The sequence below is a fragment of the Brevibacterium sp. genome (genome assembly GCF_052105255.1).
In the GTDB taxonomy this organism is placed as follows: Bacteria; Actinomycetota; Actinomycetes; order Actinomycetales; family Brevibacteriaceae; genus Brevibacterium; species Brevibacterium linens_B.
Genome location: NZ_JBQDYQ010000043.1, coordinates 1 through 20,907 on the forward strand (window position 1 = coordinate 1; position 20,907 = coordinate 20,907).

General features: G+C 64.3%; 19 protein-coding genes and 2 pseudogenes. 10 read left to right on the forward strand and 11 right to left on the reverse strand.

The window, feature by feature from the left end:
* Nucleotides 1–468: 468 nt before the first annotated feature.
* From ACTIIH_RS11730 to ACTIIH_RS11745, 4 genes and pseudogenes are all read right to left on the reverse strand, one after another.
* Nucleotides 469–705, reverse strand: coding sequence for a cation:dicarboxylate symporter family transporter (locus tag ACTIIH_RS11730; protein WP_441451973.1), 237 nt, complete (start codon nt 703–705; stop codon nt 469–471).
* Between the two features lie 64 nt (nt 706–769).
* Nucleotides 770–1,774 (reverse strand): annotated as a pseudogene (locus ACTIIH_RS11735) (dicarboxylate/amino acid:cation symporter); the annotation flags it as partial.
* A gap of 145 nt (nt 1,775–1,919) precedes the next feature.
* On the reverse strand, nt 1,920–2,198 hold the full coding sequence (locus ACTIIH_RS11740; protein ID WP_441451940.1) for a hypothetical protein: 279 nt from the start codon (nt 2,196–2,198) through the stop codon (nt 1,920–1,922).
* 113 nt (nt 2,199–2,311) lie between these two features.
* Nucleotides 2,312–2,494, reverse strand: coding sequence for a hypothetical protein (locus tag ACTIIH_RS11745; RefSeq protein ID WP_441451942.1), 183 nt, complete (start codon nt 2,492–2,494; stop codon nt 2,312–2,314).
* Nucleotides 2,495–2,564: 70 nt separating this feature from the next.
* Between ACTIIH_RS11745 and ACTIIH_RS11750 the strand changes: the two genes are divergently transcribed.
* The gene (locus tag ACTIIH_RS11750) at nt 2,565–4,421 is read left to right on the forward strand and encodes an acyl-CoA dehydrogenase (protein WP_441451944.1); all 1,857 of its coding nucleotides are present in this window, start codon (nt 2,565–2,567) and stop codon (nt 4,419–4,421) included.
* Between the two features lie 6 nt (nt 4,422–4,427).
* Here ACTIIH_RS11750 and ACTIIH_RS11755 read toward each other — a convergent pair whose 3' ends face one another.
* From ACTIIH_RS11755 to ACTIIH_RS11765, 3 genes are all read right to left on the reverse strand, one after another.
* Nucleotides 4,428–5,162, reverse strand: a complete 735-nt coding sequence (locus ACTIIH_RS11755) for a phosphatase PAP2 family protein (protein WP_441451946.1) — start codon at nt 5,160–5,162, stop codon at nt 4,428–4,430.
* A 108-nt stretch (nt 5,163–5,270) separates the two neighbouring features.
* Entirely contained in the window at nt 5,271–5,936 is a 666-nt protein-coding gene (locus ACTIIH_RS11760; protein WP_441090942.1) for a response regulator, read from the reverse strand.
* A 149-nt stretch (nt 5,937–6,085) separates the two neighbouring features.
* On the reverse strand, nt 6,086–7,507 hold the full coding sequence (locus ACTIIH_RS11765; protein WP_441451949.1) for a sensor histidine kinase: 1,422 nt from the start codon (nt 7,505–7,507) through the stop codon (nt 6,086–6,088).
* A 159-nt stretch (nt 7,508–7,666) separates the two neighbouring features.
* Here ACTIIH_RS11765 and ACTIIH_RS11770 point away from each other — a divergent pair, with 159 nt between their 5' ends.
* Nucleotides 7,667–8,482 (forward strand): DUF4352 domain-containing protein, encoded by an 816-nt coding sequence (locus tag ACTIIH_RS11770; protein WP_441451951.1) that lies wholly within the window; start codon nt 7,667–7,669, stop codon nt 8,480–8,482.
* Between the two features lie 2 nt (nt 8,483–8,484).
* Here the strand turns inward: ACTIIH_RS11770 and ACTIIH_RS11775 are convergent, their stop codons facing one another.
* Nucleotides 8,485–9,273 carry a fructosamine kinase family protein gene (locus ACTIIH_RS11775; RefSeq protein ID WP_441451953.1) on the reverse strand — a complete coding sequence of 263 codons (789 nt, stop codon included), beginning with the start codon at nt 9,271–9,273 and terminating at the stop codon, nt 8,485–8,487.
* A 100-nt stretch (nt 9,274–9,373) separates the two neighbouring features.
* Here ACTIIH_RS11775 and ACTIIH_RS11780 point away from each other — a divergent pair, with 100 nt between their 5' ends.
* The 5 genes from ACTIIH_RS11780 to ACTIIH_RS11800 all read left to right on the forward strand — a co-directional run bounded on the left by ACTIIH_RS11780 (nt 9,374) and on the right by ACTIIH_RS11800 (nt 13,734).
* Nucleotides 9,374–10,384, forward strand: a complete 1,011-nt coding sequence (locus tag ACTIIH_RS11780; protein ID WP_229568968.1) for a zinc-dependent alcohol dehydrogenase — start codon at nt 9,374–9,376, stop codon at nt 10,382–10,384.
* 92 nt (nt 10,385–10,476) lie between these two features.
* Nucleotides 10,477–10,860, forward strand: a complete 384-nt coding sequence (locus ACTIIH_RS11785; protein WP_229568967.1) for a 6-pyruvoyl trahydropterin synthase family protein — start codon at nt 10,477–10,479, stop codon at nt 10,858–10,860.
* On the forward strand, nt 10,857–11,981 hold the full coding sequence (locus ACTIIH_RS11790) for a glycosyltransferase family 4 protein (RefSeq protein ID WP_441451955.1): 1,125 nt from the start codon (nt 10,857–10,859) through the stop codon (nt 11,979–11,981). The genes ACTIIH_RS11785 and ACTIIH_RS11790 overlap by 4 nt, the downstream gene beginning before the upstream one ends.
* Nucleotides 11,978–12,883, forward strand: coding sequence for a hypothetical protein (locus tag ACTIIH_RS11795; RefSeq protein ID WP_229568965.1), 906 nt, complete (start codon nt 11,978–11,980; stop codon nt 12,881–12,883). The genes ACTIIH_RS11790 and ACTIIH_RS11795 overlap by 4 nt, the downstream gene beginning before the upstream one ends.
* Before the next feature lie 20 nt (nt 12,884–12,903).
* On the forward strand, nt 12,904–13,734 hold the full coding sequence (locus ACTIIH_RS11800; protein WP_162909151.1) for a lysylphosphatidylglycerol synthase transmembrane domain-containing protein: 831 nt from the start codon (nt 12,904–12,906) through the stop codon (nt 13,732–13,734).
* On the opposite strand, the gene ribA is transcribed toward ACTIIH_RS11800, so the two are convergent.
* Together ribA and ACTIIH_RS11810 are read right to left on the reverse strand one after the other, a co-directional pair.
* The gene (gene ribA, locus ACTIIH_RS11805) at nt 13,664–15,052 is read right to left on the reverse strand and encodes a GTP cyclohydrolase II (RefSeq protein WP_441451958.1); all 1,389 of its coding nucleotides are present in this window, start codon (nt 15,050–15,052) and stop codon (nt 13,664–13,666) included. The two genes, ACTIIH_RS11800 and ribA, sit on opposite strands and share 71 nt — an antisense overlap.
* Nucleotides 15,053–15,080: 28 nt before the next feature.
* Complete coding sequence (locus ACTIIH_RS11810; protein WP_229568964.1) at nt 15,081–15,827, reverse strand: CDP-alcohol phosphatidyltransferase family protein; 747 nt, start codon at nt 15,825–15,827, stop codon at nt 15,081–15,083.
* A 274-nt stretch (nt 15,828–16,101) separates the two neighbouring features.
* Here ACTIIH_RS11810 and ACTIIH_RS11815 point away from each other — a divergent pair, with 274 nt between their 5' ends.
* The 3 genes from ACTIIH_RS11815 to ACTIIH_RS11825 all read left to right on the forward strand — a co-directional run bounded on the left by ACTIIH_RS11815 (nt 16,102) and on the right by ACTIIH_RS11825 (nt 19,353).
* On the forward strand, nt 16,102–16,245 hold the full coding sequence (locus ACTIIH_RS11815; protein WP_441090932.1) for a GPGG-motif small membrane protein: 144 nt from the start codon (nt 16,102–16,104) through the stop codon (nt 16,243–16,245).
* A gap of 242 nt (nt 16,246–16,487) precedes the next feature.
* Nucleotides 16,488–17,366, forward strand: coding sequence for a formylglycine-generating enzyme family protein (locus ACTIIH_RS11820; RefSeq protein WP_441451960.1), 879 nt, complete (start codon nt 16,488–16,490; stop codon nt 17,364–17,366).
* Between the two features lie 481 nt (nt 17,367–17,847).
* Entirely contained in the window at nt 17,848–19,353 is a 1,506-nt protein-coding gene (locus ACTIIH_RS11825) for an acetyl-CoA hydrolase/transferase family protein (RefSeq protein WP_441090930.1), read from the forward strand.
* A gap of 28 nt (nt 19,354–19,381) precedes the next feature.
* Here ACTIIH_RS11825 and ACTIIH_RS11830 read toward each other — a convergent pair.
* A pseudogene (locus ACTIIH_RS11830) lies at nt 19,382–20,832 on the reverse strand (SLC13 family permease).
* Between the last annotated feature and the right edge of the window lie 75 nt (nt 20,833–20,907).

Consider the following 20,907-nt stretch of genomic DNA (forward strand, 5'->3'; position numbering starts at 1 on the left):
ACATTGCCGCCTGATAGTACACATTGATGTGTCCACTTCCAGGGGTTCACGCCCATGACTGGGGGCATTAATCATGCCGGGGTCCTCAGGCCAGCGACCCCTTTCTATCCTGACGGATGTTGGGGCTACTTAAAAGGTAACGGGGGCGCTGAATCAACGGAGGCCGATGCCGGACCGACTGCGAGGCCCAGAGATGCGAGACCAGCTAGTGCAGCGACGCCCCACTTTGCGGCGTAAGTGCTGATGAAGGCGGGCATGGTGACTTCTCCTCTTCCGGAACAGGAACATTGCTGGAATCGAGTATCGTCATCCCAGGTGAGAGCCGATTCCCCGAGCCTGAACAGAAGCTGAGACGCGTCGTCGGAAATACGGAGGTTCTATTGTATTGCGATGACATCTCCGAGACATTCCGTCAGAAGAAGTCTTGTCCGAATCCGTGGATTCCGGACTGTGACAGATTCACAGCGGTTACGGAACCGAATCGTGATCGTCCTCTGTCCGATCCATCCAGTCCTTTCCATCGAGGATGCGAGCGACCATCATCGAACTCGCCTGGTCGCCGACCGCATTGACCGTGGTGGCCGGCGGATCGATGACGGTTCCGATGATCTGGATGATCGGCAGCGCCGTTGCTGGGAAGCCGTAGAGGGTGATGATCATGAGCTCGCCGATGAAGCCGCCGGCGGGGATTCCTGCCATGACCATTCCCCAGCAGCGCCACGGCGATGGCGATGAGGATGTTCTCCGGAGTGAAGAAGTCGCGCTGGAACACGGCAAAGAGGAAAGCGATCTTGAGGATCGCGGACAGGCTCGATCCTTCCATGTGGATCGTGGCGCCGATCGGCACGATCGTCTCCCGGATGTCGCGGGGGACTCCGATCTTCTCTCCTGCACGCAGGTTCGCCGGGATCGCCGCCACCGAGGACGACGTACCCAAGGAGATCGCCGTGGGCTCGAGGATATTGCCCCAGAACCGAGACACGCCTCGGCGGCTGCCGGCGAGGAAGGAGTAGAACGTGAACGCGAGGATAAAGTAGGCGATCGCCACCGGGTAGTAGACGAGGAAAGCGCGAACATAGTCCCCGACGAGCTGGGAGCCGAGGTCACCGATGAGAGCGGCGAAGTAGGCACCGAGGCCGATCGGGGCGTAGTACATCACGATCGAGGTGAACTTGAGGAACACCTCGGTGCCGGAGTTGAGGAACTTGGCGAACGGCTTGCCCGCGTCGCCGATCCTGCTGGTGGCGAAGCCGACGATGACGGCGAAGACGATGAGGGCGAGCATGTGCTCGGCGGACAGGATCTTCGAGAAGTCGTCGACGACGACGGTCTGGACGAGCTGATCACCGATGGACCCGACTTCCTCGACGTTCTCCGGCTCCTGCATCTCCACTTGGACGCCGTCGGTGGCGTTGAAGATGCGCAGAGCGGCGACCATGCCGATGGAGGCGATGATGCCGGTGACGGCGAAGACGCCGAGCATGCTGCCCATGATCTTGCCCAGTCGCGCGGCCGAGGACATTCCCGCGACCGCGGAGGAGATGGAGAAGAACACCAGCGGCACGACGAGGGTGAACATCATGTTGATGAACAGAGTGCCGAACGGCTTGATGACTGTGGCGTGATCTCCGAAGACAAGGCCGATGATGGCGCCGACGATCACACCTGTGAGGATGAAGATCGGGAAGCGGTAGTTGCGCAGAATCCGGAGGAAGCCTGACGGCTCCGTCTTCGTCGCGGAGGTCTGCGCAGGCGAGGCGGCGGGGGAGGGCATAGGTTCTGCCTTTCATATCAGCATCGTTGTTCCGCCGACTGTGCGGCGTGGCGCCGTGGCCCCGGTGATCCTACCTGGGGCACAGCGACACCCGGCACATGGATGACCGTGTACCGGGTTGTCGATGTTCGCTCGAGCCGACGAATCAGCTCTCAGCTGACGGCGTGGAATCCTCGGCGTTCGAAGTCTCCGAGGATGGAGTCACGGCGGACTCGTCGATCGCCTCATGCGAGCCGTCCGGGAGGCGTCGGAGGGTCACACCTTCCGCTTCGGCGAGCTTCTCCAGGTCCTCTTCGGATACATCGTCGGCATATCCGGGAGTCGCGCCATAGGCGACATCGGGTCCGCTGGCCCTCGCCCCGAGCTCGTCGAGCTTGTCGTTGATCTTGTCGACCTTCTTCTGTGAATCAGTCTGGTCGGTCATCTGTCACCACCTCACTGTTGCGAAGACGCTGTACTCGTGACCATAGTCGTTTTCATTGATTCGTCCAGGGGGTGCCTCGCTTGCAGACGCAGCGCCGGATACTGAGCCGATGTTCAGTCATCGTAGCTCGAGTGGGATTCGTCGACGGCGAGATGTGAACCGTCGGGATTGCGGTAGAGCTTCACTCCTTCGTGCTCAGCCGTGGCTTGCAGCCGTTCCTCGGAACTGTCCTCTCGGTAGCCGACTTTCTGCCCCTGGCCGATATTGGCGCTCTTGAACGCCTCACAGCTGGGCATCAGCCGAATCCTTGCACCGTGAGAGAGCGAATCGCTTTACTTAACGAACGATTAGCCATAGCTTGGTCTTGTGACCGAACAGATCGAAGGCAACGGCGTCTTGACGACTGCGACAGAATCCATCCTCTCCGCCAAGGACATCGAGTTCCAACTCTATGACTGGCTCAAGGTCGACGAACTCTGCGACCGACCTCGCTTCTCCGACCATTCGTGTGAGGTCTTCGACTCCGTGCTCGAAGCCAGCCAGGAGCTTGCCAAGGAATGGTTCGCGACCCATGCACGAAAGTCCGACCTCAACGAACCGACTTTCGACGGTACCGCGGTGACGCTGATTCCTGAGATCAAGTCTGCGCTCGACCAGTTCGCCGGCATCGGCCTGCTGTCGGCGACGATGGATGAGAACGTCGGCGGCATTCAGCTGCCGCAGACGATCGCGAAGGCCTGCTTCACCTGGTTCCAGGCGGCCAACATCGGCACCGCCAGCTACCCGATGCTGACCATGGCCAATGCCAATCTGCTGCTCGAGTACGGTACTGAAGAACAGATCGAGAAGTACGTTGTGCCCGAGCTCGACGGCCGCTTCTTCGGCACCATGTGCCTGTCCGAACCCGAGGTCGGCTCCTCATTGGGCGACGTCACCACAAAAGCTGTACCGGATCCCGGCAGCGGCGACGATGCCTTCCGCGTCCACGGGACGAAGATGTGGATCTCCGGCGGCGATCACGAACTCTCGGAGAACATCGTCCATCTCGTCCTGGCCCGTGCCGAGGGTGACCAGTCAGGTGTCAAAGGTCTGAGCCTTTTCCTCGTTCCGAAGTACCTCGTCGACGACGACGGCAGCCTCGGTGAACGCAATGATGTCGTACTGTCCGGGCTCAACCACAAGATGGGATGGCGCGGAACGACGAACACTCTGCTCAACTTCGGCGAGGGGGCGCACACACCGGCCGGTGCCGCGGGTGCGGTCGGCTACCTCGTGGGGGAGCGGGGCAAGGGGCTGGCCTGCATGTTCCACATGATGAACGAGGCTCGAATCGGCGTCGGAGCAGGCGCGGTCGGACTGGGCTACCACGGGTACCTCGATGCCCTCCGCTATGCCCGCGACCGCCGCCAGGGTCGTCCCGACGGTGCGAAGGGATCCGATGGTGAGCCGATCCCGATCGCCGAGCACTCCGATGTCCGGCGCATGCTTCTGTCGTCGAAGAGCTACGTCGAGGGCGGACTCGGACTCATCCTCTATGCCGCACGTCTGCTCGACGAATCCGAAACCGCTGAGACCCAGACGGAGCGCGATCGTGCCGCACTGCTGCTGGACGTGCTCACCCCGATCGTCAAGACCTGGCCGAGCGTGTGGTGCCTGAAAGCCAACGACCACGCCATTCAGGTGCTCGGCGGAGCGGGATACACCCGCGATCACGATGTCGAACAGCTCTACTGCGACAATCGGCTCAACCCGATCCACGAGGGCACGCACGGCATCCAGGCCAAGGATCTGCTGGGCCGTAAGGTCATCATGAAAGGCGGGGAAGGTCTGCAGGTGCTGCTGGAGCAGATGCGGGAGACCCTCGCCGAGGCGGCCGATCGCTCCGAATGGTCCGCTGAGACCGCGGCGCTGACGTCAGCCGTCGATCGGATCGAATCCGTCACCGCCGCAGTGTGGTCGAGCGGAGATCCCATGGTGGCCCTCGACAATGCGTGGACCTATTTGGAAGCAGTGGGCCACACAGCCATGGCGTGGCTGTGGCTGCAGCAGGGAATGGTGGCCGAAGCGACCGCTGGCGCACGTGGCGATTCGGCGTTCCTCAACGGCAAGATCGCCGCGGCGCGGTATTTCTTCGCCCACGAACTGCCGCAGACCGGACCATGGTTCGATCTCGTGGAGAGCAGGGCGACGACATTCACAGACCTCGACGACTCCTGGCTGTGACAGCCCTCAGGTGTTGAGATCGGGTATTCGTCTGTCGGCGATGGCGAGCAGTCGCAGGAATGCTCCGCCGATCAGCAGCCCCCCGATGAGGTCGGTGGCCCAGTGCCAGCCAAGGGTGAAGGACACGACCACTGAATTCACGCTGACCGCGGCGACACCCCACCACAGCAGGCGCACGGTTCGAGTGGTGACGTTGCTGTAAGTGGCGATGAGGTAGGCGACAGCACCATAGATGAGTACGGCTTCGGCCGCGTGCCCGGATGGGTAGCTGATTCCACGGCCGCCGATCTCGATCAGACCGCCGTGGAAGAACCGCGGATCGTGCAGGGTCGTCGCCGGTCGGGCGAGGAGGACCTTGAGCGAACCGACGCCGAGATAGAAAGCCGCTTCGACGGCGATCGCGAAGACGATCGGTCGCCAGGACCGGCGTCTGCGTGCCAGCACGATCGCGGTGATCACCAGAACGGGAAGGCAGACGGCCTGACCGGCGATGGGATCGAGGATGTGCTGAAAGAACCAGACGAGGTCGGGTTCGAAGAGATAGAGCCATCGTCGATTGAGCTTGTAGTCCCAGACTCGCAGGGGACCGGCCGCAGCGATTGTGACGATGACAAAGGCGATCGCCAAGACCCAGAATGAGGTTGCCCAGGACAGCAACCCCTGTGCTCGTTCTGTCCACTGACTGCGATCTGAGGGGCTGCTGATCGTCTTCTCGGATTCGACATAGCGTTCAGCAACCATCAGAGTCGATTTTAGACGGAATGGGCAATCACTTCTGCTGTGGGGGATAAAGAAACGGTGAATTCTTGCGAGGGATCCCCGAGGCAACCACCAGTCGCATTGTTGAGGTCAGCGCCCGCGGGCACGAACCACCATCGTGGCGATGCGCACGCGGTTGTTCGTGTCCAGTTTGACGTTGATCCGGTTGAGGTGAGTCTTGACCGTGGCCAGACTCATGAATGTCTCCTCGGCGATCTCCTGATTCGACAGACCTTCGGCCACGAGGTCGGCGACCTGGCGCTCGCGGTCGGTGAGTTCCGACAGCAGTGCCACGGCTTCCTGCTGCAGACGATGATCGGAGCTCGACCTGACTTTGGCGATGACCTGCCGCATGGACTGCGGGGCGAGAATGGGCTCACCGGCGTGGACCTTGCGGACTGCGGCGGCGAGTTCCACAGGACCGATGTCTTTGAGCAGGTATCCGGCGGCCCCCGCCTCGAGCGCGTTGAAGAGGTGATCGTCACTGCTCATGCTCGTCAGGGACACCACTTTCGGCGGTCGGACGCTGTTGAGCAGACGCTGCGTGGCCTCGATCCCGCCGATTCCCGGCATCCGGATGTCCATGAGTACGACATCGGGAAAGTGCCGAGACACCTTTTCGATGGACTCCTCCCCGCTCAATGCCGAAGCGACAACGTCGATGTCTTCGGCCGCCTGGAGGATTCCCGTGATCCCGGTGATGACCATGGGGTCGTCATCGACGACCATGACTCGGATCGGGGCGGCTTGGTTCATGAACGTCACAATACCCGAGGCCAGTGTCACGGCTCGTCGGAGTGCTGAAGTCCCAGTTCCACATCGACCGTTCGGCGATTGTCGGCCCACGATCCGACAGGACACGAATCAGTCCGGCGAGATCCTACTCGACCCGAACCGGGTGCGAATCAGTTCGGAGTTGAGAAGGATCGGAAGCTCACCTGCACGCGGAACTCATTGCCGACCACCCCGATCGAGGCTTCGCCGCCGAACATCGCGGCGCGCTCCCGGATGCCGGTCAGCCCGGATCCCGACCCGGCCGACCCCAGGTGAGCTCGCTGCGGCACCGGATTCGACCCGGGCGGCGACCATCCGTCAGCGGGCACACCGGCACCGGGTTCACGCGCAGAACTCGGTGAGTATCGAGGGCGAGGCGGAACATCGACCGAACCTGAACCATGAGGAAGCGGATTGCTCACCGAGATCCGGATTCCGCGAGCTGCCGAGACGGCAACGTCCACCGTCACCGGCAGGCTCGGAGCATGTTTCATCGCGTTCGTCAGAGCCTCCTGAACAATGCGATAGGCCGCACGGTCGAGCGCAGGCGGGCATGATTCCACGTCCTGGATGACGATGAGCGGGCGAATGAGTGTACCGGTGGAGGCCACGGATGAGATGAGCTCGGGAATCGCTGACATCGTCGCGCGGCTCGGCGGTGACGAGCCGCCACGGCCCGGTCGCGGAGAAGCCAGATTGCCGTTCCTCACGCCACCGACAAGATGGCGCAGATCCTCCATGGACGCACGGGCCTCCTCCCGCAGGGCAGACGCCGTCGACGCGACTTCGGGGTCGGTGCCTGCTCCGACCTCAAGGGCACCGGTGTGCAGAGAGATCACCGACAGCCGGTGGGAGAGCGTGTCGTGAAGCTCGCGTGCCAAGAGCTCTCGTTCGGACTGCCGCGCGATCTCGGCGGTGAGCGACTCATTGCGCAGGGCTTCACGTTCGGCGATCGATTCGACCGCTGTCATCCGACGAGTCCGCCGCAGCAGCGCGCCGACGCCCAGGGCCGTACACAACCCGATGACTCCGGCCGCGATCGTGATGATTCTGATCGCTAAGTGCGAATCCTCCGGCGGGATGGTCGCCTCGAGGCCCGTGACCTGAGCGGGGTCGGGCAGGAAGAAGATGCTGAAGGGATTGTGCTCGACCGGTGCCAGACACATCCTCAATGTGGAGAACGCGATCAGTCCGGTGCCCACCGCCGAGGCGGTGATCGCCTGCCGCCGGGGTGCTCGGATGACGAGGTGGAAGATCGCAATGAGCAGCATCAGCGCATCACCCCAACCCGCGGTGAGCAGTCCACCAGCGACGAAGGGCACCCACGGCCATCGGTGACGGAGGAAGACGAGCCCCCACACGAGGAACAGCAGCAGGACGGCGACGAGTCCGGTGTCGTTGAGTTTCCCGTCGGAGAAGGCCCAGGCGTTCGCCGTCACCGCCATCGACGAGGTGAAGAACCCGAAGAGGTAGGCAATGACGCCGACGAGGATGCTGGCGGCGATGCGCACGCCGCGTGGGATTCTGCGGCGAGGGACGGATTGTTCTGACACAAGAGAATCGTAACCGCGAGGGCTGACACGCGTAGTCCACCTTCAGGCTGGACGAAGTCAACCGTTCGGCTGGAGTGATCCAGCCCGATTGCGGACGTGCCGGGGCTTAGATCGGACGAAGCTGGAGCAGTCAGTCAGATCCAGCTTCGAAGGAGCGTCATGTCCCACTCGCGGAATCCCCAGAACACCCCGCAGCAGCCGCAGTCACCACAGCCGCAGCACCAATGGTCCCCGCAGCACCAGCCCCCTCACAACACCCACCACCAGCAGCCAGCTCAGAACTACGACCACCAGCAGTGGGCACCCGCACCGAACGCACCTGCCTACGGAGCTGGCGGCTACCCGCAGCAGCCCTATGGCCAGAAGGCGCCGAAACGGAAGAAGCCGCTGCTGAAGCGCTGGTGGTTCTGGCTGCTCGTCATCATCGTCATCACCGCCGTAGCCAGCGCGATCGGAGGCGGGGGAGACGACACCAGCACTGCGGAGAGCGGCTCATCCGACGCTCAACACTCGGGGGAGCCTGCGGAGAATGAGGCCGCTGAGAAGGAAGCCGCGGACAAGCCTGCCGAAGAAGCTTCGTACGGTATCGGAGACACCGTGGCTGCCGATGATTGGGAGATCACCGTCGCCAAGGTCGACGATGGTGTCTCACAGGTCGGCGACGAATTCCTCAACGCCCAGGCACAGGGACAGTTCGTCCAGATCGAACTGTCGGTGAAGAACACCGGATCGGATCCGAACTTCTTCTTCGAAGACGACATCAAACTCGGTGATGAGGACGGCAACACCTACTCTGCGGATTCAGAAGCCGGCATCTATGCGACCGAGAACAACATCCTCTTCCTCGAAGAGATCAACCCCGGAAACACCGCCGAGGGTGCGCTCGTCTTCGATGTGCCCGAAGACGCTGACCCGAACAAGCTGACCTTCGCCGGCGGACTGTTCTCCGACCCGGTGGAGATCTCCTTGAAGTGACCTCACCGGTCCAGCTGTTCCGCCCGGGCGATGATCGACCGGGCGGCACGGACCGTCTGCCCGACGAACCCGTGCCCGAACAGGCGGATATGAGCGAGAAGAGCGAAGACGCTGTGCGCAGGCAGGTCCTCCTGCCAGCCTGTCGGCATCGGGTGGGCCCGTTCGTAGCCGGAGAAGATCTCTTCGAGGAACGGGGTGCCGAAGAGCGCGAGCAGGGCGAGGTCTTCCAGTCGGTGACCGCCGTGTGCGGCCGGATCGATGAGAGTGACCCCGTCCGGCGTCCACATGAGATTTCCTGCCCACAGATCGCCGTGGACGCGCGCCGGTGCCTCCTCGCCCTCACCGCAGATCCCGGCGAAGGCTCCCGACGCGATGGCATCGGTCGCCGAGACGACCATGGCCCGATCCTCGCCCGTGAGATCCCCGGCAATCGCAGTGACCAAAGGGCGCAGACGCTGCTCGACCCAATAGCCGGTGAAATCGTCGACGGACTCGGCGCGCACTTCGAAAGGGTTGTCGAGGGGGCCGAAGAACGACTGCGGAGCCGGTGACCAACCGAAACCGGGAGCACCCGCATCGTGGAGTCGGGCCAGCTTGCGACCGAAGGAAGCGGCCGCCTCGGCGGAGGGACCAACCTCGTCGAGACGGCCCAGCCGCAGAAAATCCACACCATGATCGATGACGTCGACGATGGGAACCACACCCGGTTCGGCCAACCATCTCAGCCCGGCGGCCTCAGCGGCGAAGAAACCGTCCGGGGCGGACTTCCGCAGTTTGAGGAAATCAGTCATGGCCCCAGGGTAGTGGTCCGGTCGCCGGCTATCAGCCTGACCACGGTCACCGGCGTCGTCGGGGCACACCGCAGGGCAGGGGCGCCTGTACGATCGAGATATGGCTTGGCAGTATTGGACCGAAGCCGCCCGGCAAGGGGGCTGGCGTGAAGTGCCCACCCCGCGCGCGAATCCCGACTCAGGGAACGAGCTGCGGATCACCACCACCGCCTCCGCGGTTTCGAAAGGCACCGAATCTCTCGTCCACACCGGTCGCATCCCCGCCCGCGTCGAAACCCTGATGCGGGCTCCTCACCAACTCGGAGACTTCCCGTTCCCGGTGTCGTACGGCTACCTCGGTGTCGGCATCGTCGACGAAGGACCGCGGGACTGGATCGGTGCTCGGGTCTTCGGCCTGCTGCCGCACCACTCCCACCACATCGTGACCACCGAGGATGTCCACCTCATTCCCGAGGGCATCAGCGATCATCGGGCGCTGCTGGCCGGCGCAGTCGAAACCGGCCTCAACATCCTCTGGCAGCAGCCGCCGCGTTTCGCCGACCGCGTCGCCGTCATCGGTGCGGGCATGATCGGTACGGCCACCGCACTGCTGGCCTCCAGACTGCCGCTCGACCGTCTCGAAATCGTCGAGACCGACCCACACCGTCGCACACTGCTGGCCGACCTCGGCCTCAATGCGGTCGCGCCGGACGATGCCTCCGCCGACTGCGACGTCGTCATCCATACCTCCGGGAGCCAAGTGGGGCTGGCTCGCGGACTCGAGATCACCGGTGACGACGGCACCGTGATCGAAGCATCCTGGTACGGCAGCGACAGCCCCAGCGTGCCCCTCGGCGCCGACTTCCACGCCCGCCGACTAAGCATCATCGCCTCGCAGGTCGGAGAGGTTGCCGCCGGACACCGAACGCGCCGCACCCGCGCCCAACGGATGAGCGCCGCACTGTCCGCTCTGAACGATGACCGCTTCGATTCCCTGATCACCGGAATCTCCGGCTGGAGAGAGCTGCCGACGGTCATGGACGAACTCAGCGGCAGCGACAGAGACGGCAGCGGCCCCGCCCGGTCCGCGCTCTGTCATGTCATCGACTACACGGGCGCCCACACCCGCTGACCGACTTCCGGGCACCGAGGATGCGTCGAACTACATGCCTCTGCCGCCCGGCGGCGAAGAACCCGACCTGCCCCGAGAAGAAAGAGAAGACAATGTTCGGACTCACAGTCAACGACCATGTGATGATCGCCCACAGCCTGCCCGACGAATTCTTCGGTCCCGCCCAAGGCCTGCACGGTGCCACTCTCGAAGTCTCGGCTACCTTCACCCGCGCGAGCCTCGACGAGCATTCCGTCGTCCTCGACATCGGTGAAGCCATGAGCCTGCTCGACGCGGCTCTGACCCCTCTGCGCTATACGAATCTCGACGAACACCCTGACTTCTCCGAGAGACTGAGCACGACCGAAGCCGTCGCCGAACACATCGGACGGAAGCTGGCCGAATCTCTGACTGAGCGACCCGAGATCGGCATCAGCATCGAGCTGCGGGAGAATCCGCGCGCAGCGATCACCTATACCGTTCCGGAGCGGACGTGAGCCTTCACCTCATCGAACCCGACCTCGGTCGCATCAGCGGGGGAGCGGCATTCAACCGAGCGCTCGCCGCGGCAGCCGGGTCCAGGATCGCGCTCCATTCGGTGCCCGGCTCCTGGGCCGAGCCGGGACGAGCCGAGACAGAAGCGGTGCAGAGTCTCATGGCCGCCGTGACGGGACCCGTCCTCCTCGACGGCCTCATCGCCACCGCTCTGCCCGAATTGATGACCGATCCTGCGCTCGCGCACCGCGGCGGGCCGGGTTCGCTCATCCCGCTCTTCCATTGCTTGGCAGACAATGACGACAGCGCTGGTCGCCATCGCGAACGGCAGGTCGTCCGCGACGCACCAGTGGTCATCACCACAAGCCGGTTCACAGCCGCAGGCCTGGAGTCCCGGTACGGCATCCGCACCGAGGTGGCAGTGCCCGGAAACCCTGCCCGCCCACAGAGCTCAGGCGACCACGGGGGCCATTTCGTCTGCATCGGCGCAATCGAGAAGAACAAAGGCCAGCTGCTCATCGCTGAAGCGGCGGCCGAGTTGACCGCCCGGTCTTCGGCACGAGCCGATGCCTGGGCAAGAGACGAAACGGCCGTGGAACTGCCATGGCGGGTCACCTTCGCCGGGCCGCACGCGGACGCAGATTACTGCCGTCGGCTGCAGGCCGCCTGCCGTGACCTGCCCGAGGGCAGGGCCGACATCGTGGGAGAACTCAGCCCCGACGGCATCGACGCTCTGTACGGCAACGCCGATCTGCTGTTGCTGCCATCACGCTCGGAGGCGTACGGGCTGGTCGTCGCCGAGGCGGCCGCGGCCGGAATCCCCGCCTTCGTCACCGCCGGAACCGGAGCCGAGGAGCCCCTGGGCGCCGGACTCGTCCTTCCGCGGCGCCTCGGGGCGTGGACACAGGCACTGCACCGTTGGCTGACCGACGACAGGTTCCGCACCGAACTTGCCGAATCAGCACGCCGGAATCGCCCCAACGCCGTTCGCTCCTGGGCCGACACCGCCGCCGCGGTCGTGCGCATCACAGCCGAACACTCACCTCCGGCCGCACCACCGGTCGCGGCCGAACTGCCCGGACCGCCCCGCCCGACGGACGGAAGCCAAAGGAGAACCTCGTGACTGCGGCCGAACCCGACTGGCTGGATCTGCGCCGTCCCGTCGATGACGCGGCGCGTCAGAAGTCGCTGCATCTGATCGATCATGCAGTTGCACGACTGAGTGCAGAAGCGGAATCGGACGAGAAGCGTCTGCTCGCCATCGACATCGGGGCGGGCACCGGGAACTCGGCCCTGTGGTTCGACGCTGCGCTGCGTGCTCGGCTGCCCGACTGGGAACTCAACTGGATCCTCCTCGACTCCGACCAAGCCTCTCTCGACTATGCGGCAGCGGCGCTTCCGCACGCTCGCCCGATCTGCGCCCCGATCGCCGGCCTCCCGACTCTCAGTTCTGAGCTGCTCGCCGCATCGGAATTCCATGGATCCCGGCTGCTGCTCACCTGCAGCGCCCTCCTCGACGTTCTCACCGAAACAGACCTCACCGCCGTCGTTCGCTCTCTCGACGACCACGACGGCCTCGGGCTGTTTCTGCTCAGCATCGTCGACGGGTGGGAGCTTGACCCGGACCATCCCAGCGATGCAGTCATCGATGCAGCCTTCACCGCCCACCAGCATCGCGACGGCAGGCTCGGTCACCATGCACCCGAACGCCTCATGGACCTTGCCCGAAGGCACGGACTCACCGCAGTCGAGGGCCCCAGCCCCTGGCGTCTCGCGGCTCCAGCCGACCGGACCTTCCTCAACAGATTCCTCTCCGAACGACTCGACGCAGCCGTTGATGAGCGTCCCGGGCTCTCTGCAGTCGCAGAGGACTGGTGGACACAGCGGCAGAAGCAACTGGGCTCGGGGCTCAGCGTCAGGGTCGACCACCTCGACGTGCTCATCGACGCCGTCGGCCGTGCATGCGAACGAGAGACACCAACGGTTCGCGCAATCACCACACCGACCGGGACCGAAACGACGTGACCTGGGCGAAGAGGGCGCTCATGCTCGCCATCACCGTCGCGCTGCTGGCGTTGACCGTGAGAGTCGTCGGCGCTCAAGCACTCGTCGATGGCTGGCAGGTCCTCAACGTCTGGACGGTCCTCGCCGCGCTCGCCTGCGGATTCATCATGACCGGCGCCCAGGCGCACCGCTGGGCACTGCTGCTCGCACACAGAGGCACTGCCATCTCCTGGGCACAGGCACTCGCCGACTGCTACTCCTCGTCACTGCTGAATACGGTCCTGCCCGGCGGGCTCGGCGGGGATGCGGCCCGCGTAGCCGTCTACCGTCACACCGGAGCGAAGACATGGCTGTCCCCGCTGGCCGCCGTCGGCACTGAACGACTGAGCACCACGACGCTGCTCTTCGCCACCGCCGCGCTCAGTCTCATCGACATCTCCGGCCGACTGGCGCTCATGGCCGCAGCCGTGTCCGTGACGACCCTGGCCCTCTCCGTGTGCGGGATGCGCGGAATGGCCTGGCGGCGCAGCCTCGCCATCTGGCTGTCCTCGGCACTGGGCATGTCGGCCCTCTTCGTGCTCTTCATCATCGCCATGGCAGCACTCGAGGGACCCGTCGTGCCGGTGCTCGCGGTCGTCGGACTCGCCGCGATGAGCATCCCGATCGGCGTCGGCGGATGGGGAGTGCGCGAACTCAGCGTCAGCCTCATTGCGGCCGGGATCTCCGTATCGATGGGGACCGCAGTGACAGCCTCGACCGGCTACGGTCTGCTCGCGATGATCTCGACCCTGCCCGGAATCGTCACCGTATGGACTGCGGGGACGCGACAGAAGCGTACACCGGCATATCCGGACTCGATTGCGAACGAGTAACCGCAGCCGGACTGAGCAGATACTCGGTGCACATGTCATCACCGAGTTCGAAGCGACGGAACGGTCTCCGCAGAGCCTTCGCCATCACCTCGGACCCGTGGAAGCGGATGCCCGGAACACCATCACCGATGAAGACCGGAGCGGTGGTGAGGAAAAGGCGGTCGAGGGCGCCCGCAGCAAGAAATGACGAGACCGTGCGTCCGCCTCCCTCGACGAGGACGGACCCCGCCACCTGACTGCGGATGACTGCGATGATGTCCTGCGGGGACGCCGCCGGCGGAAGGCGGGTCACGCGAACGTGGTCACCGACCTCCGCACCGGGAGTCTCCTCGGAGCTGATCAGCCACACCGTAGGGGTCGGGCCGGTGCTCAGCACCGTCGACGTGACCGGAACACGGGCATGAGGGTCGAGGACGACGCGCACCGGGTTGGGGCCGTGCACCGCACGCACGGTCAATTGCGGATCATCGGCGATGACGGTCTGGGCCCCGACGAGGACGGCTCCCACGTGTGCGCGGATCCGGTGCAGATGGGTCCGATCGGTGGTCCCGGAGACGAAGCAGGCATCGCCGGTGCGGGTCGCGATGAACCCGTCCTGACTCTGTGCGAGTTGAGCGATGACCTCTTCGTTCGCGGTCAGAGCTGCGTAGATGTCCGCGTCGACTCCGGGCAGCTGAGTCCGCGATTCGTCTGTCTTCGCTGCAGGCGGAACATCGTGGTTCATCCGCAGCCGTTTGCTGGTGAGATAGGCGCTGTTCTCCGGCCGGTCGGCAACATGCACCCGAACACGGGAAACGACCTCGATGCCCAGATCCTCGAGCGCATGCTGTTTGCTCGGATTCGAGGTCAGCAGTCGAATTCGCGGGCAGCCGAGCTCACGCAGAATCGCTGCCGCCGCAGTATAGTCACGGGCATCGTCGGGCAGACCGAGGGCACGATTGGCGCTGACAGTGTCCATGCCCTCATCCTGGAGCGCATATGCCTGCAGCTTCGCGGCCAGCCCGATTCCGCGACCTTCATGTTCGGCCATATAGACGAGTATTCCGTGTCCCTCGGCGGCGATGGCAGACAATGCAGCATCGAGCTGGTCCCCGCAGTCGCACCGATGCGAACCCAGAGCATCACCGGTGAGGCACTCGCTGTGCACGCGGACCAGCGGTCGCGCACGACCGGCCGGGTCGCCCATCGTCAGGACCACATGAGTGGCTGTGCCGGCCGTGAACGATTTGATCGAGAACGTGCCATGCTCCGTGGGCAGTGAACTCACCGGGCCTGCCTCCATGCATTCGGACCCGGTGCCGGTGCGCTTCGACGTCATTCCTGCAGTATAGGAGGGCCGATGGCGGTCACCGTGCATGTCGTTCCAGCCAGACGATATCGCGGCCGAACGACCAGGTCAGCGCGGCCAGGGCCAGTCCGGCCGCACCGAAGCCCACCCATTCGTGGGCGAGGGCCAGGGGAGAGGCCGCCGTGATGAGAAGAATGCCCTGCGCTGCGGCCACCACCTTGCGCATCTGTGAAAACGGCAATCGCTGCTGCCACTGGGGACGCAACACTGTGATGAAGCGGAAGGCGTAGTAGTACATGCCCGGCAAAGCGGTCCACCACCCCCACATCGGGACGAGGGCGAGGCCGAGAATGAGGATGAACAGGGCATCGACCGTTTCGTCGAATCCGGCTCCCGCCTCGGTGACCTGGGTGCGGCGGGCAACGAAACCGTCGAGTCCGTCGAGGGCCAGCGCGAGTGCACCGATGATCACGGCGGACCAGTTCAGACCGGGAGGTGAGTGGATGATCTGGCAGATGCAGACGACGATCAGAGCCAGTCGACAAGCCGTCACCGTATCGGCTGGCGTCCACGGCCCACCAAGGCGCAGGCGCGGACCGGCCCCGACGGCTAAAACCGCGACCACCGCGACCACCGTCACCATGGCAGGTTCGAAGAGCGCAGAGACGATCGCCGAGGCGGCGAGAAGAGTCGCTGCCACGCTTCCGCTGGCTACGGCACCGTTCAGCCAGCGGGTCCCGATTCCGGTGTTGCCGGCGCAGATGTCTGTGCCTGTGCCGGCGACATCGGTCTGCGGCTGGTTCACCACAAGCTCTCCTCCTCGAGTGTCGGCAGCCGAGCCTGCCGATGTGATCGGCGTGACCGGCGCTGGACTTTCATCCTAGACGATGTCGGCACGGTTAAGGCGAGAAGGGACGCTCTCGGGTGCCGGGGGCGGGGTGGGAATCATCGGGAGAGTCATGGACCGGTCACGATTGCGGACGAATCGGCGTGTTGGCGAAGAAGGCCGTGTCTCACCCGTTCTTCTGTGCAAGGATGAGCACACCTCGACCGAGGTTCTGACTATTCAAGGAGCAATCATGGCTTTCATTCTCTGGATCATTGCGGCGATCCTCGTCATCTCCGGCATCTTCGCGATCTTCCGCAAGCAGCTGCTGTGGGGCATCGTCCTCATCGTCGTCGGCTGCCTCGTGGGACCGGGCGGAGTCAGTCTCTTCGCCTGACTTCCGGACCGGAGTGTCCCCGGCCTCGGCCTTCGTCATAAGGTGATCCCAGAGTCCGCACCAGATTGAGGCGGACCCGGTACGAAAGGGGCACTCACACGTGACGAAGAGCGGAGATCGCAGAGCCTCCGCGGCGCAGAGCGGCCAGTCGTGCTGCGCGCCCGCAGCCACCCGCGCCGAGGCGGCGGACAGTCGTCCGACGATCCGTGTGGCCGGCCCGGCCGTGACATCGGGGCCGGGCCGTGACATCGGGGCCGGGCTCGGAACTCGGCTTCGACTTCGTCACCATCGGCGGTGCCTTCGATATGGGCGATCCCTTCGGTGACGGGCATCCTGCCGATGGCGCGGGGCCGCGACACCGGGTCGAACTCACCGAATACGAGATCGCAACGACAAGCGTGACGAACGACGATTTCGCGCGGTTCGTCGCCGACACCGGATTCGTCACGACGGCAGAACGACTGGGTACCTCGGCGGTGTTCGGCATGCTGTTGGAGGCCAATCCGGGAGCGGCGGGGCACGTTCTCGGCCATGCCCCGGGCGTGCCCTGGTGGGTCGAGGTCTCCGGAGCGAACTGGGCAGCGCCCGAAGGGCCCGGATCCACCGTCGACGAGCGGAGAGACCATCCCGTCGTCCACACCAGTTGGGACGATGCCTGTGCCTATTGCGCGTGGTCCGGCACTCGGCTACCCAGCGAAGCCGAATGGGAGCTCGCTTCCCGTGGAGGGCTCAAGGGCCGTCGCTATTCATGGGGCAACCGGCTGCTCATCGACGGGGAATGGAACTGCAATATCTGGCAGGGCGAATTCCCGCGGTCGAACACCCTCAACGACGGGTTCGTCGGCACCGCGCCGGCCCGGCATTTCGCCCCCAACGGTCTGGGTCTGTTCAACACCGTCGGCAATGTATGGGAGTGGTGCGCCGACTGGTTCGCCCGCGACTACTACCAGCATTCCCCGCAGTCCGATCCGCGCGGCCCCGAGACCGGAGACAAGCGGGTCATGCGCGGCGGATCGTTCCTGTGCCACGACTCCTACTGCAACCGCTATCGGGTGGCCGCCCGCTCCTCGAACACACCGGATTCCTCGGCTTCGAACATCGGCTTCCGAGTCGTCCGATAAGCGCTCTGAACTCTGCGTTCAGTCCCCGAGGTCGGCCGCGAGGCGGCTCATCAGATGTTGCGTCTCGATTGAGAGCGTCTCGAGAGCGAACGCCACTGTCTCTCGGGCGTCCGCTCCGGTCCGAGTGACGGCCGTGATGTGTCGCGACTGGGAATTGTCACCGCTGATCGGGATTCGGCGCACCGGGTGGAGATCCTGCGACCGTGTGTCGGCGATGCCTACATCCGCATCTCCGGTAGCGCCGGTCGTCGAAGCACTTGCCGGGTTCGGCCTCGATCGTCTGCGTCTGCAATTGCGGGAACCGCTCATTGAGAACCCGCATCGTCGGCGGCAGGAGGAAGCTGGCGGCAGTGGAGAAGCCACACAGACCCAATGTGCGGGACACCGCGGCCGGGACGACGACGGCGGGGCTGCCTCGGCCGGGACAACGACGGCGGGACCGCCTCGGCCGGGCCCCCGGCAGCCCGATAGACTGCGAGTCATGTCGAGAATCATCTGCCCCGAACTGAGCACGAAGACCGTCACCGCTGAGGAGGCGGCCCGCCATATCGACAATGGGCAACGCGTGGCGATGAGCGGTTTCACCGGTTCCGGGTACCCGAAGGCAGTCCCGGGGGCGGTAGCCGCACGTGCTCAGGCCGCCCATGATCGGGGTGAGGACTTCCGGATCGAGCTGTGGACGGGAGCATCGACGGCGCCGGAACTCGACGGGGTACTCGCCGAGGCGAACGCGGTGAGCAAACGTCTGCCGTTCCAATCCGATCCGGCGATGCGGGCCTCGATCAACTCGGGTGACACTGCGTACGTCGACACCCATCTCAGCCACTCGGCTCAGCAGGCCTGGTTCGGCTTCTACGGCAACCTCGACGTCGCTGTCGTCGAGGTCGCAGCGATCCTGCCCAACGGTCTGCTGGTGCCCGGCAGCTCCGTCGGGAACTCGAAGACATGGCTCGACCTGGCCGATAAGGTCATCCTCGAAGTCAACGACTGGCACCCCCGAGGGTACGAAGGCTTCCACGATGTCTACTACGGAACCCGTCGCCCGCCCGAGCGGCTGCCGATCCAACTGCTCGAGCCGATGCAGCGCATCGGTGATCCCTATCTGCGTGTCGACCCGGCAAAAGTCGTCGCCGTGGTGCAGACTCACGCTCCGGACCGGAACCTGCCGTTCAAACCTGCCGACGAGGACTCGAAGGAGATTGCCGACCACCTCGTTGACTTCCTCCGCCATGAGATCGCCGCAGATCGGCTGCCGCCGGAACTGCTGCCGCTGCAGTCGGGAGTCGGCAATGTCGCCAACGCGGTGATGGGCAATCTCGCCGACAGTGAGTTCGAGGGACTGACCGCCTACACGGAAGTCATCCAGGACGGAATGCTCGACCTCATCGACAGCGGAAAACTCGCCTCCGTGTCGGCGACGGCGTTCTCACTCTCCGCCGAACGGGCAGCGGACTTCAATGACCGGATCGAGTCGTACAAGGGCAGGATCCTGCTGCGCACCCAGGAGATGTCGAACCACCCGGAAGCCATCCGCCGGCTCGGCATCATCGCCATCAACGGAATGGTCGAGGCCGATATCTACGGCAACGTCAACTCCACGCATGTGAGCGGTTCGTCGATCATCAACGGCATCGGCGGCTCCGGTGACTTCGCCCGCAACGCCTACCTCAACTTCTTCGTGTCGAACTCGCAGGCCAAAGCGGGAGCGATCTCTGCGATCGTGCCGTTCGCCAGCCATATCGACCACACCGAACACGACACTCAGATCTTGGTCACCGAACGGGGCCTGGCCGATCTGCGCGGACTGCCGCCGGTGGCCAGGGCACGGAAGATCATCGACAACTGCGCCCACCCGGACTACCGGGACCGTCTCACCGACTACCTCGAACGTGCGATCGCGGCGAACCCGACCGGTCGGCATACCCCGCACATCCTCGCCGAGGCTCTGTCCTGGCACGAGAAGTTCCTCACGACCGGGCACATGTGAGAGAGCGGGTTCCGGCGACCCCGCCGGTTCAGCCGCTGATCACGGTCGGCACCGCGGCGACCACCCAGGCGAGTCCTGGCCCGATGAAGCACATGAGGCCGGCGTAGCCGACCATCTGTCTGTAGTAGCGGTCGCGGATGCTCGGATGGACATTGGCCAGGAGCATCGCGCCGTTGGTCGAGAACGGACTGATGTCGACGATGGTCGCGGCGATCGCCAGCGCCGCGACGAACCCTCCTACATGCACGTCGCCCGACTCGAGGAACGGCACCGCCAGGGCGATGACGACACCGATGATCGCCAAGGACGACGCCAGCGCGGAGATCAGGCCGGACATGTAGAACAACAGCAGCGCTGCCAGCAGGGGTACGCCGATCGCTGAGATGCCGACCGAGACCCATGCGACGGCTCCGGCATCTTGCACCACGGCGATGTAGGTGAGCACTCCGCAGATGAGTATGACGATCGACCATGAGACCTTCGACATCGCGGCCTTGCCGGCGGCAGGGTCGACGGCGGCGAGCACTACCGAGATCGTGATGGTCACCAGGCCCACATCCCAGCTGAAGATGATCACGGACAGCGCCATCGCGATGAGCCCGATCAGGGTTGGGATCTGAGAGCGTGTGAGACGGATGGTCGTTGCGCCGTCTGGTTCGGACTCGGGGTGGGGGTGAGCCCCATCTGCCTCCGCGCGCAGTCCTGGCCGGCGACGGAGGACGAACCAGATAACGACCGCGAAGACGGTATTGAACACAAACGGGGCGAGGAACAAGGTCAGCGGCGCAGGGGTGAGGCCGTTCTTCGTCAGATAGTCGTTGATGAAGATGCCGTAGACGCTGATGGGCGAGAACGCGCCGGCCAGGGCACCGTGGACGACGAGCAGACCGACCATGAACTGATTGATCCTATGACGCCGCGCGAACGACAGTGCCAGTGGAGCGATGATGGCCACGGCGAAGAGTGCCCCGAGCGAGATAAGGACAACTGTCAGTGCGAAGAAGATCCAGGGCATGAGTCCGATGCGCCCGCCGACGAGCTTCACGCACAAGCGGACGATCACTTCGATCGCGCCGTTGTTCTGGGCGAAGCCGAAGAGGTAGGTCAGGCCGACGAGCGTGAGGAAGAGGTCGACGGGAATCCTGCGAGGAACTCTTCGGGCGCTTGGTGCAGGACGAGGCCGCCGACGCCGGCGGCCGCGATGAAGCCGAGCAGACCCATATTGATGTCCCGCCAGGTTCCGATGACGAACATCAGTCCGAGGACGATTACGCAGATCAGTTCTGCACTCATGGGTTCAGCTTCTCCTTCGGACGTCAGCCGGGGAATGTCCGGCGGCACACGGGCATGCGACTCAAATTCATGCATGTCACCTGGTGCGATCAGGTCCATTCGGCAGATGAACTCACAGTGACGTTCAGCCGAAGGACTCAGTCGCCGATTCGCCGCTTCGTACAACTGAGGGCAGAATTCGTCCATCGCGGATAGTGCGGACGATCACAGACTCGTTAGTGTGTCATTCAGCTTCATCGGGCCGCACGTGAGTCGTTTGGA

Bases quoted from the DNA above. Each gene is read 5' to 3' on its own strand.
- ACTIIH_RS11780 (WP_229568968.1), top strand. From the start codon at position 9,374: ATGGCTTGGCAGTATTGGACCGAAGCCGCCCGGCAAGGGGGCTGGCGT.
- ACTIIH_RS11760 (WP_441090942.1), bottom strand. From the start codon at position 5,936: ATGAACCAAGCCGCCCCGATCCGAGTCATGGTCGTCGATGACGACCCC.
- ACTIIH_RS11770 (WP_441451951.1), top strand. From the start codon at position 7,667: ATGTCCCACTCGCGGAATCCCCAGAACACCCCGCAGCAGCCGCAGTCA.
- ACTIIH_RS11775 (WP_441451953.1), bottom strand. From the start codon at position 9,273: ATGACTGATTTCCTCAAACTGCGGAAGTCCGCCCCGGACGGTTTCTTC.
- ACTIIH_RS11785 (WP_229568967.1), top strand. From the start codon at position 10,477: ATGTTCGGACTCACAGTCAACGACCATGTGATGATCGCCCACAGCCTG.
- ACTIIH_RS11755 (WP_441451946.1), bottom strand. From the start codon at position 5,162: ATGGTTGCTGAACGCTATGTCGAATCCGAGAAGACGATCAGCAGCCCC.
- ACTIIH_RS11800 (WP_162909151.1), top strand. From the start codon at position 12,904: ATGCTCGCCATCACCGTCGCGCTGCTGGCGTTGACCGTGAGAGTCGTC.
- ACTIIH_RS11745 (WP_441451942.1), bottom strand. From the start codon at position 2,494: ATGCCCAGCTGTGAGGCGTTCAAGAGCGCCAATATCGGCCAGGGGCAG.
- ribA (WP_441451958.1), bottom strand. From the start codon at position 15,052: ATGACGTCGAAGCGCACCGGCACCGGGTCCGAATGCATGGAGGCAGGC.
- ACTIIH_RS11815 (WP_441090932.1), top strand. From the start codon at position 16,102: ATGGCTTTCATTCTCTGGATCATTGCGGCGATCCTCGTCATCTCCGGC.
- ACTIIH_RS11730 (WP_441451973.1), bottom strand. From the start codon at position 705: ATGGTCATGGCAGGAATCCCCGCCGGCGGCTTCATCGGCGAGCTCATG.
- ACTIIH_RS11740 (WP_441451940.1), bottom strand. From the start codon at position 2,198: ATGACCGACCAGACTGATTCACAGAAGAAGGTCGACAAGATCAACGAC.
- ACTIIH_RS11825 (WP_441090930.1), top strand. From the start codon at position 17,848: ATGTCGAGAATCATCTGCCCCGAACTGAGCACGAAGACCGTCACCGCT.